This is a genomic window from Microcystis sp. 0824 (genome assembly GCF_003112475.1).
Taxonomy (GTDB): Bacteria; Cyanobacteriota; Cyanobacteriia; order Cyanobacteriales; family Microcystaceae; genus Microcystis; species Microcystis aeruginosa_C.
On the sequence record NZ_BDSM01000063.1, the window covers coordinates 1 to 1,194 of the forward strand.

General features: G+C 38.6%; 3 protein-coding genes and 1 pseudogene. All 4 read left to right on the forward strand.

Going from position 1 to position 1,194, the window contains the following annotated elements:
* Window positions 1-37: 37 nt before the first annotated feature.
* Entirely contained in the window at window positions 38-241 is a 204-nt protein-coding gene (locus N0824_RS19105; RefSeq protein WP_108937904.1) for a DUF2283 domain-containing protein, read from the forward strand.
* A gap of 68 nt (window positions 242-309) precedes the next feature.
* Window positions 310-624 carry a DUF433 domain-containing protein gene (locus N0824_RS19110; protein WP_002753976.1) on the forward strand — a complete coding sequence of 105 codons (315 nt, stop codon included), beginning with the start codon at window positions 310-312 and terminating at the stop codon, window positions 622-624.
* Entirely contained in the window at window positions 614-949 is a 336-nt protein-coding gene (locus tag N0824_RS19115) for a DUF5615 family PIN-like protein (protein ID WP_002762152.1), read from the forward strand. The genes N0824_RS19110 and N0824_RS19115 overlap by 11 nt, the downstream gene beginning before the upstream one ends.
* A 12-nt stretch (window positions 950-961) precedes the next feature.
* Window positions 962-1,180: pseudogene (locus tag N0824_RS19120) on the forward strand (element excision factor XisH family protein); the annotation flags it as partial.
* Window positions 1,181-1,194 lie beyond the last annotated feature (14 nt).

Sequence of the window (1,194 nt, forward strand, 5' to 3'; positions counted from 1 at the left end):
GAAGAAGATTAGAAACTCTTGATAACCCAAGTCAGCCATGAAAATCACCTACTTTCAAGATACGGATACTCTATACCTAGAGTTCAATAACAATCCCATTGTCGAGACTCAAGAAATCAATGAAAATACCTTGGTCGATCTTGATCAGCAGGGGAATATTTTTGCAATCACCTTGGAACACGCCAAAAGCTTAACGGCTCTGAATGCTTTTTCCCTAGAAACTATTGTCGCGCCGACGTGATATAATATATATGACATTTGGGCGCAGATTCCTTGTGACCCTATAATCGGACAAATTCGTTATTATCAATGACAACAACTTTAATCAATCACATTGAAATTACCCCAGAAACTTGTGGCGGTAAACCGCGCATCGCAGGTCATCGCATCAAAGTCCAAGATGTCGTTATTTGGCACGAACGCCTGGGAATGTCACCCGATGAAATTGTTTATCATTATCCCAGCATTACTTTAGCTGATGTTTACGCGGCCCTTTCTTACTATCACGATCACCTTGAAGAAATTAGACAACAAATCACAGATGATGATACCTTTGCCAAGGAAATGCAAGCTAAAACACCTTCTCTAGTCCAAGAAAAACTAAAAAAAATGAATGGGCAATAAAATTAAATTTCACCTTGATGAAAATGTAAGCTATAGCATTGCTCTTGGATTGCGCCAGCGAGGCCTTGATGTTACTACCACTCCAGAAGAAAATTTATTGGGGGTATCTGATGAAGTACAATTGCAATTTGCTTTATCCAATGGTCGCGTGATTTTTACTCAAGATACTGATTTTTTAAGAATCAATCAATCATCTATAACTCATGCAGGAATTGCTTACTGTCCCCAACAAAGTAAATCTATTGGTCAAATAATTCGAGGACTACTCTTAATCTGGGAAATTCTTGAACCCGAAGAAATGTATAATCACATAGAGTTTATATAGAACAGCATGAAAATGCCTGCCAAAGATATTTTCCATGACTGTGTAAAACACGCCCTAATCAAAGACAGCTGGACAATTACCCATGACCCCCTACGGATTCGTTTAGCAAGAGGTAAAAACCTGTTTGTTGATTTGGGAGCAGAAAGACTATTAGCCGCAGAAAAGGGAACAGAAAAAATAGCCGTTGAAATTAAGAGCTTTACTCGTCCCTCTGATATGAAAGACCTTGAATAAGCAGTTGGTTA

Coding starts and splice junctions, on each gene's coding strand:
- N0824_RS19115 (WP_002762152.1), top strand. CDS start 614: ATGGGCAATAAAATTAAATTTCACCTTGATGAAAATGTAAGCTATAGC.
- N0824_RS19110 (WP_002753976.1), top strand. CDS start 310: ATGACAACAACTTTAATCAATCACATTGAAATTACCCCAGAAACTTGT.
- N0824_RS19105 (WP_108937904.1), top strand. CDS start 38: ATGAAAATCACCTACTTTCAAGATACGGATACTCTATACCTAGAGTTC.